The 10,221-nt window shown below is 72.4% G+C and carries 1 protein-coding gene; it reads right to left on the reverse strand.

Going from position 1 to position 10,221, the window contains the following annotated elements; all coding sequences use genetic code 11:
• Positions 1–20: 20 nt before the first annotated feature.
• Positions 21–10,208 (reverse strand): type I polyketide synthase, encoded by a 10,188-nt coding sequence (locus P3T37_RS15905; protein ID WP_280724297.1) that lies wholly within the window; start codon positions 10,206–10,208, stop codon positions 21–23.
• Positions 10,209–10,221: the final 13 nt, after the last annotated feature.

Raw genomic sequence — 10,221 nt, forward strand, 5'->3', positions numbered from 1 at the left:
CTTTGGTGACGGGAGTCGGATCAGCGGTCGCTCAGACGGCCGAGCTCGTTGTCGATGAATGCGAAGACTTCGTCCGTACTGGCGGACTCGATCCGCTCGGCCACACTGGCCGCCGCGCCGTCCGCATCGGCCTCCCGCCACTTCTCCAGCAGGTGGCGCAGCCGGGCGGAGACGGCGGCCCGGGTCAGCTCGTCCGGCTCGCCAGCGGTCAACACGGCGTCGAGGCGGTCGAGTTCCGCCAGCAGCGACGGCCCCTCGGCTGCGCCGCGTTCGTCCAGCAGCTCGGCGAGCAGGTGATCGGCAAGGACGACGGGACTTGGGTAGTCGAAGACCAGGGTTGCCGGCAGACGCAAGCCGGTGACGGCCGTCAGCCGGTTGCGCAGCTCCACCGCCGTCAGGGAGTCGACGCCCAGGTCGCGGAACTCCCGTGTCACGTCGAGGGACTTGGCCGACGCGTGGCCCAACACCCCTGCTGCCTCGGTCCGTACGAGATCCACGACGAAGCGCAGCCGCTCGCCGTCGCGCAGTCCGCGCACCCGGGCCGCGAGGGCAGCCGTCGTCCCCGCGCCACCGCCGCCGGTCGCCGCCGCCCGCCGGGTCCCGCGGACCAGGCCGCGCAGCAGCGCGGGCACCTCGCCCTGCATCCGCATGGCACCGGCGGCCCTGCCGATCGGGACCAGGTAGGCCCGGTCGACGGTCATCGCGGCGTCGAGCAGGGCCAGGCCCTGGGCGACGGTCAGCGGCGGGACGCCGGAGGCGTTGATGCGGTGCATGTCGGCGTCGGAGAGGGTGCCGGTCATGCCGGTGGCCTGCGCCCAGGCGCCCCAGGCGAGGGACTGGGCGGCCAGGCCACGGGAGCGGCGATGCTGAGCGAGGGCGTCCAGGAAGACGTTGCCGGCGGCGTAGTTGCCCTGGCCTGCGCTGCCCATCACACCGGAGATGGAGGAGAAGAGGACGAAGGCGGAGAGGTTCTGGTGTGCGGTGAGCTCGTGCAGATGCCAGGCCGCATCCACCTTGGGCCGCAGCACACCGGAGAGGCGCTCGGGGGTGAGGGAGGTGACCACGCCGTCGTCCAGCACACCGGCCGTGTGGATCACCGCGGTGATCGGGACCCCCGCCAGCACGGCTGCGAGCGCGGCGCGGTCCGCGACATCGCAGGCGGTTACGGTCACCTCGGCACCCAGAGCGGCGAGTTCGACCACCAACTCCTCAGCGCCAGGCGCTTCGAGACCACGACGGCTCAGCAGCAGGAGACTGCGCACGCCGTGCTCAGCCACCAGATGGCGGGCCACCTCCCGGCCCAGACCACCCGTACCACCGGTGACCAGCACCGTCCCGGACGGATCCCAGGTCGCCGCGCCCACGGAGGTGCCCAGGCGGGCCAACCGGCCGACCCGGAGGACGCCGTCCCGGACGGCGAACTGTGCCTCCCCGGCCAGCCCCGGCAGTGCGGTGGCGATGTCCTCGTCCTTCTCGATGTCGAGGAGGACGAACCGGCCCGGGTGCTCGGAGGCGGCGGAACGCACCAGGCCCCAGGCCGCGGCGCCGGCCAGATCCTCACCCGACACTGCGCCGCGCGTCACGAACACCAGTCGCGAGCCAGCGAACCGCTCCTCCGCGAGCCACTCCCGGACCAGACTCAACACCCGCGCGGTGGTCGCGTGCACCGACTCCACCACAGCGCCGGAACCAGCCAGCGGAACCAGCACCACCGCCTCGCACCCGACCCCCGCAAGCGAATCGGCGTCGGGGGCGAGCGTCACGCTGCGCGGCACCTCGGCCGCGACCCGGTTCCCGGCGACCGGCACCCACTCCAGCGTCAGCAACCCGTCCAGGCCGGCATCCGAGGCAGGCGCGAGCGCGATCGGCGGCGCCGACAGCAGGACGGACTCCACCGAGAGCACCGGCAAGCCCTCGGTATCGGCCACGGCCACGGACACCGAGTCCGCGCCGGTCCGCACGACCCGCAGCCGGACCGACGTCGCTCCCGTCGCGTGCAGGGACACCCCGGTCCAGCGCGACGGCAGCAGCAGTTCCTCGTCGTCCACCCCGGCAAAGCCGACAACCTGCACCGCGGCCTCCAGCAGGGCCGGATGCAACCCGAACGCCCCGGCATCGCCGACCAGTCCTGAGAGGGCGGCCTCGACGAACACCTCGTCGTCCCGCTGCCATACCGACCGCACCGTGCGGAAGGCGGGCCCGAACGCGCTCGGCTCGTAGAAGCCGTCCATGTCCACAGCCACGGCGTCCCGAGGCGGCCACTGCGCGGCGTCGAACTCCACCGACTGCGCGTCCGCGTCCGCGTCCGCCAGCGTGCCCGTGGCGTGCCGCGTCCAGGGCTCCTCGGGGGCAGCATCGGCGGGCCGCGCGTAGCAACTGACCGCGCGGGCACCGGAGTCGTCGGGGGAACCCACCCACACCTGGATCGCCACGGCGCCGTCCTGGGAGAGCACCAGCGGCTCGGTGAGAGTGAGCTCCCCGACCCGGTCGCAGCCGACCTGGTCGCCCGCACGGACGGCCAGCTCCAGGAAGCCGGTGGCCGGGAAGACGACGACCCCGTTCACCGTGTAATCCGCAAGCCACGGGTGCGACTTGAGCGACAGTCGCCCGGTCAGCAGCGCGCTCGCGGAGTCGGCCAGCGGTACCGCCGCGCCGAGCAGCGGGTGCTCGGCCGGGGTCAGGCCGGCGCCCGTCACGTCACCCGGCTGGGCGGCCGGCTCGGGCCAGTAGCGCTCGCGCTGGAAGGGGTAGGTGGGCAGGTCCATGCGGCGGGCGCCGGTGCCCTCGAACGCCTGCGACCAGTCCAGTCGGACGCCCGCGACGTGCAGCTGCGCGAGGCCGGTGAGCAGCGCGGCCTCCTCCGGGCGGCCCCTGCGCAGGGCGGGGGCGGCGACGGCGTCCTCGACCAGCGCGGACAGGACGCCGTCGGGGCCCAGCTCCAGGAACGCCGAGACACCCTCGCTGGTGAGTGCGTCCAGCCCGTCGGCGAAGCGGACGGCTTCGCGCACGTGGCGCACCCAGTACTCCGGCGTGCACACCAGCTCCGGCGACGCCACCGCGCCCGTCACGTTCGACACCAGCGGGATGCGCGGCGCCTCGAAGGTCAGACCCGCGAGGACGGCGCGGAAGTCCTCCAGCATCGGGTCCATCAACGGCGAGTGGAACGCGTGCGACACCCGCAGGCGGCTGCTCTTGCCGAAGTGCCCGCAGACCTCCTCGACGGCGTCCTCGGTGCCGGAGATCACCACCGACGACGGGCCGTTCACGGCCGCAATCGACACGAACTCGCCCAGCAGCGGCAGGACTTCTTCCTCCGACGCCCGCAACGCCACCATCGCGCCACCCGTCGGCAGCGCCTGCATCAGGCGGCCGCGCGCCGCAACCAGCGCACAGGCGTCCGCCAGCGAGAACACGCCGGCCACATGCGCGGCCGCCACCTCGCCGATCGAATGACCCGCCACGAAGTCCGGCACCACACCCCACGACTCGACCAACCGGAACAGCGCCACCTCCACCGCGAACAACCCCGCCTGCGCGAAGTCCGTCCGGTTCAACAGCTCCTGATCCTCACCCCACACGACATCCCGCACGGGACCGTCGAACTGCGCGCACACCGCGTCGAACGCCTCCGCGAACACCGGGAAGCGGGCATACAACTCCCGTCCCATCCCGAGGCGTTGCGAGCCCTGCCCGGAAAAGAGCAGCGCCAGCGACCGCTCCACCGCCACTCCTCGCGCAACCTCCACACCATCCACCAGCACAGCCCGATGCGCGAAGTCCGTACGCCCCGCCAGCGAATAGCCCGCATCCAGCGCAGGAAGCCCGGCGAGCTGCGACAGCCGCGCGTCCAGCGCCGCCTCGGACCTCCCCGACACCACCCACGGCACCACCACCCCCGCCAACACGACCGGCTCGTCCACGACGGCTGCCGGCGCCTGCTCAAGCACCACATGCGCGTTGGTCCCGCTCAAGCCGAAGGAGGAGACGCCCGCCCGCCAGGGCCGTGCCGTCTCAGGCCAGGGTGTCGGCTCGGTGAGCAGACGCACCGCTCCTTCGGACCAGTCGACGTGCGTGGACGGCGCATCCACATGCAGCGTGCGCGGCAGCACACCGTGCCGCATCGCCAGCACCATCTTGATCACACCCGCAACACCCGCCGCCGCCTGCGTGTGCCCGATGTTCGACTTCACCGAGCCGAGCCACAAGGGGTGTTGGCGCTCCTGCCCGTACGTGGCGAGCAGCGCCTGCGCCTCGATCGGGTCACCCAGCGGCGTCCCCGTCCCGTGCCCCTCCACCGCGTCCACCTCGGCGCCGGACAGGCCCGCATTCGCCAACGCCTGCCGGATCACCCGCTGCTGCGACGGACCGTTCGGCGCCGTCAGCCCATTGGACGCGCCATCCTGGTTCACCGCCGACCCGCGCACCACCGCCAACACCTCGTGCCCATTGCGCCGCGCATCGCTCAAGCGCTCCAGCACCAGGACGCCAACGCCCTCCGACCACCCCGTGCCGTCCGCCGCATCCGCAAACGCCTTGCACCGCCCGTCCGTTGCCAGCCCGCCCTGCCGACTGAAACCGAGGAAAGCCATCGGCGTGGACAGCACCGTCACACCACCCGCCAGCGCCATCGAGCACTCGCCGCTGCGCAACGAATGCGCGGCCAAGTGCATCGCGACCAGCGAGGAGGAGCACGCCGTGTCGATGGTGAGCGCGGGACCCTCCAGGCCGAGAGCGTAGGAGACCCGCCCCGAGATGACACTGTTCGCCAGACCGGTGCTGGCGTGGCCCTCGACGTCCTCGCGGGAGTTCATCACCAGCGTGGCGTAGTCCTGGCCCGTGGTTCCGACGAAGACCCCGGTCCGGCTGCCGCGCAGCGACACCGGGTCGATCCCGGCCCGCTCGAACGCCTCCCAGGAGGTTTCCAGCAGCAGCCGCTGCTGCGGGTCCATCGCCAGCGCCTCGCGCGGCGAGATACCGAAGAACCCCGCGTCGAACGCGCCCAGTTCGGTGAGGAAGCCGCCCTGCCGGGCCGCGCTGGCGCTGCGGCCCTCCGGCCCGGAGCCGAAGAGGGCCTCCAGATCCCAGCCGCGGTCGGTCGGGAATGCGGTCATGCCCTCGCGGCCCTCGGAGACGAGGTCCCAGAGCCCCTCGGGCGTGTCGACCCCGCCCGGCATCCGGCAGGCCATGCCCACGATGACGATCGGGTCGTCGCTGTCCACGTCGGCGGCCACCGCCGGGGTACCGAGATCGCCGTGCTCGTCCAGGAGTTGGGCGAGCAGGTGCTCGGCGAGGACGGTGGGACTCGGGTAGTCGAAGACAAGGGTTGCCGGCAGACGCAGGCCGGTGACGGCCGTCAGCCGGTTGCGCAGCTCCAGCGCGGTCAGCGAGTCCACGCCCAGGTCGCGGAACTCCCGCGCAGGGTCCACCGACTTGGCCGACGCATGGCCCAACACCCCTGATGCCTCAGTCCGTACGAGGTCCACGACGTAGCGGATCCGGTCGGCCTCGCGCAGGTCGGACAGCTGGGTCACCAGCGCCGCCACCGTCCCCGCACCGCCGTCGGCGGTCGCGGCCAGTCGCCGGGAGGGCCGGAAGAGCGAGCGGAACAGCGGCGGCACCTCGCCCGGCACGGCCTTGGCCCCTATGGTCAGGCCGAGGGGGACGAGGAAGGGTGCGTCGACGGTCATCGCGGCGTCGAGTAGCGCCAGGCCCTGGGCGACGGTCAGCGGCGGGACGCCGGAGGCGTTGATGCGGTGCATGTCGGCGTCGGAGAGGGTGCCGGTCATGCCGCTGGTCTGCGCCCAGGCGCCCCAGGCGAGGGACTGGGCGGCCAGGCCACGGGAGCGGCGATGTTGAGCGAGGGCGTCCAGGAAGACGTTGCCGGCGGCGTAGTTGCCCTGGCCGGCGCTGCCCATCACACCAGAGATGGACGAGAAGAGGACGAAGGCGGACAGGTTCAAGTGCGCGGTGAGCTCGTGCAGATGCCAGGCCGCATCCACCTTCGGCCGCAGCACGCCCGAGAGGCGCTCAGGGGTGAGCGAGGTGACCACACCGTCGTCCAGCACACCGGCCGTGTGGATCACCGCGGTGAGCGGAACCCCCGCCAGCGTCTCGGCCAGCGCGGCGCGGTCCGCGACGTCGCAAGCCGCCACCACGACCTCCGCGCCGAGGCCGGTCAGTTCGGCCACCAGCTCCTCGGCACCGGGCGCGGCCAGACCGCGACGGCTCAGCAGCAGGAGACTGCGCACGCCGTGCTCGATGACCAGGTGACGCGCCACCTCGCGGCCCAGACCCCCCGTGCCACCGGTGACCAGGACTGTGCCCGACGCGTCCCAGCTCTCGGCGCCGACGGACGCACCCAGACGGGCCAACCGGCCCACCAGCGCCACGCCGTCGCGTACCAGCACCTGCGGCTCCCCCGCCGCCAGCACCCGCGCCAGCGGCAACTCCGCATCGCCCTCCACGTCCACCAGCAGGAACCGGCCCGGGTTCTCCGACTGCGCCGACCGCACCAGACCCCACACCGCCGCAGCAGCCAGATCCTCACCCGACACCGCGCCACGCGTCACGAACACCAGCCGCGAGCGGCTGAAGCGCTCCTCCGCCAACCACTCCCGCACCAGACCCAACACCCGCGCGGTGGTCACGTGCACGGACTCCACCACAGCGCCGGAACCAACCAGCGGAACCAGCACCACTGCCTCGTCCCCGCCGACCTCTGCCAGCGAGGCGGCGTCGGCAGCGAGCGTCACGCTGCGCGGCGCCTCACCCGCGACCCGGTCCCCGACGGCCGGGACCCACTCCAGCGTCAGCAACGACCCCAGATCGGTGCCCAGTTGTGCGACCGATGCCGCCCCGAGGACGACCTCCTCCGCCGAGAGCACAGGCGCGCCTTCGACATCGACCACCGCGAGGGACACAGCGTCCGGACTGGTCCTCACCAGCCGCGCCCGCACCACCGACGCGCCCGACGCGTGCAGCGATACGCCGGCCCAGGACTGCGGGACCATTTCCAGCGGCCCCAGCACCGAGGCCAGCAGCGCAGGGTGCAAGCCGAAGCGACCGGCATCACCCGTCAGCTCCGCCTCGACGAAGACCTCGTCCCCCCGCCGCCACACCGACCGCACCCCCGGCAGCCCGTCAGCGTCCACCACCACCGCACCACGCGGCGGCCACACCGACGCATCGAACTCCGCCACCCGCTCACCCGCCACCAACACACCCGACGCATGCTCAACCCACGGACCGTCCACCACCCCCGCCCCACGCGAGAAGAAACCCACCGCGCGAGCACCGGACGCGTCTGGGCCGTCGATGCGCAGCTGGACGACCACGTCCCGGCCCTCGCCAAGCAGCAGTGGCGCAGACAGCGTCAGCGATTCCACCCGGTCGCAGCCGACCTGGTCACCGGCCCGGATCGCCTGCTCCAGGAAGCCCGCCGCCGGGAAGAGCACGGTCCCGTCCACCAGCTGCTCGGCCAGCCACGGATGGTCCCGCAGCGACAGCCTGCCCGTGAACAGCACGCCCTCGGAGCCCGCGAGCGGGAGTGCTGCGCCGAGCAGGGGGTGCTCGGCCGCGATCAGCCCGACGGCCGTCACGTCGCCCGCGTCGGGTGACAGCGCGGGCCAGTAGCGCTCGCGCTGGAACGGGTAGGTGGGCAGATCCACCCGGCGGGCGCCGGTGCCCTCGAACACCCGCGACCAGTCCAGCCGGACGCCCGCCACATACAGCCGCGCGAGACCGGTCAGCAGCGCAGCCTCCTCCGGGCGGCCCCTGCGCAGGGCGGAAGCGGCGACGGCGTCCTCGACCAGCGCGGACAGCACACCGTCCGGGCCCAGCTCCAGGAACGCCGAGACACCCTCGCCCCTCAGCGCGTCCAGGCCATCGGCAAATCGGACGGCCTCGCGCACGTGCCGCACCCAGTACTCCGGCGTGCAGACCAACTCCGGCGACGCGACCTCACCCGTCACGTTCAACACCAGCGGGATGCGCGGCGCCTCGAAGGTCAGACCCGCCACCACCGCCCGGAACTCCTCCAGCATCGGATCCATCAACGGCGAGTGGAACGCATGCGACACCCGCAGCCGGGTGCTCTTGCCGAAATGCCCGCAGACCGCCTCCACGGCCTCCTCCGCACCGGAGATCACCACCGACGACGGACCGTTCACCGCCGCAATCGACACCAACTCACCCAGCAGCGGCAGAACTTCAGCCTCCGACGCCCGCAACGCCACCATCGCACCACCCGGCGGCAGCGCCTGCATCAGGCGACCACGCGCCGCGACCAGCGCACACGCATCCGCCAGCGAGAACACCCCCGCCACATGCGCAGCCGCCACCTCACCGATCGAATGACCCGCCACGAAGTCCGGCACCACGCCCCACGACTCGACCAGCCGGAAGAGCGCCACCTCCACCGCGAACAACCCCGCCTGCGCAAAGTCCGTCCGGCTCAACAGCTCCTCATCCTCACCCCACACAACCTCCCGCACCGGCACCTCGAACCCGGCACACACCGCATCGAACGCCTCCGCGAACACCGGGAAACGGGCATACAACTCCCGTCCCATCCCCAGCCGCTGAGACCCCTGCCCCGAGAACAACAGCGCCAGCGACCGCTCCACCGCCACCCCCCGCGCAACCTCCACACCATCCACCAGCACAGCCCGATGCACGAAGTCCGTACGCCCCGCCAACGTATAGCCCGCATCCAGAGCGGGCAGCCCAGCAAGCCTCGACAGCTGCGCATCCAGCGCCGCCTCCGACTTGCCCGACACCACCCACGGCACCACCACACCCGCCAGCACGGACCCCTCAGCATCAACTGGCGGCACCTGCTCGACAATCACATGCGCATTGGTCCCGCTGATCCCGAACGACGACACGCCCGCGCGCCAAGGCCGGTCCACCGCGGGCCAGTCGGTCGACTCCGTCAGGAGCGCCACATCCCCGGCCGACCAGTCCACGTGCGTGGACGGCTCGTCCACATGCAACGTCCGCGGCAGCACACCTTGCCGCATCGCCAGCACCATCTTGATCACGCCCGCGACACCCGCCGCCGCCTGCGTGTGCCCGATGTTCGACTTCACCGACCCAAGCCACAACGGGTGTTGACGCTTCTGCCCGTACGTCGCCAGCAGCGCCTGCGCCTCGATCGGGTCGCCCAGCGGCGTCCCCGTCCCATGCCCCTCCACCACGTCCACCTCAGCGCCGGACAGACCCGCGCTCGCCAACGCCTGCCGGATCACCCGCTGCTGCGACGGACCGTTCGGCGCGGTGAAGCCGTTGCTCGCGCCGTCCTGGTTCACCGCCGACCCGCGCACCACCGCCAACACCTGATGCCCGTTGCGCCGCGCATCGCTCAGCCGCTCCAACACCAGCAGGCCGACGCCCTCCGCCCAGCCCGTGCCGTCCGCCGCGTCCGCGAATGCCTTGCACCGCCCGTCCGAGGCCAGGCCGCCCTGTCGGCTGAACTCCATCAGCGAGCCGGGCGTCGACATGACGTTCACTCCGCCGGCCAGCGCCAGCGAGCACTCGCCCGAGCGCAGCGCCTGGACCGCCCAGTGGAGTGCCACCAGGGACGAGGAGCACGCCGTGTCGACCGTCACGGCCGGGCCCTCCAGGCCCAGCGTGTACGAAAGGCGGCCGGAGGTGGCGCTGGCGGCGATGCCGGTGCCGATGTCACCGGTGGCGTCCGCCAGCGAGCGCACCAGGAGGTACGCGTAGTCCTGGCCGTTCGTGCCGACGAAGACGCCGGTCCGGCTGCCGCGCAGCGACACCGGGTCGATCCCGGCCCGCTCGAACGCCTCCCAGGAGGTTTCGAGCAGCAGCCGCTGCTGCGGGTCCATCGAAACGGCCTCGCGCGGCGAGATGCCGAAGAAATCGGCGTCGAAGTCCGCGACGGTGTCCAGGAATCCGCCGCCCCGGCTCACCTTGGTGCCGCGTGCGTCGGTGCCGGCCTGCCGCAGGGCGTCGAGGTCCCAGCCCCGGTCGGTGGGGTAGTCGGACATCGCGTCGGTGCCGGAGGACACCAGGTCCCAGAGGTCCTCCGGTGAGGTGACGCCGCCGGGGTAGCGGCAGCTCATCGCGACGATGGCGATCGGCTCGGTGGCCGCGGCGAGCAGCTTCCGGTTCTGCCGCCGCAGCCGCTCGGCCTCCTTCAGCGAGGACCGGAGGGCTTCGGCAACCTTGTCTTGGGGCATGGTCATGATCCGCTCTCCG

Source organism: Kitasatospora sp. MAA4, assembly GCF_029893355.1.
In the GTDB taxonomy this organism is placed as follows: Bacteria; Actinomycetota; Actinomycetes; order Streptomycetales; family Streptomycetaceae; genus Kitasatospora.

Bases quoted from the DNA above. Each gene is read 5' to 3' on its own strand.
- P3T37_RS15905 (WP_280724297.1), bottom strand. From the start codon at position 10,208: ATGACCATGCCCCAAGACAAGGTTGCCGAAGCCCTCCGGTCCTCGCTG.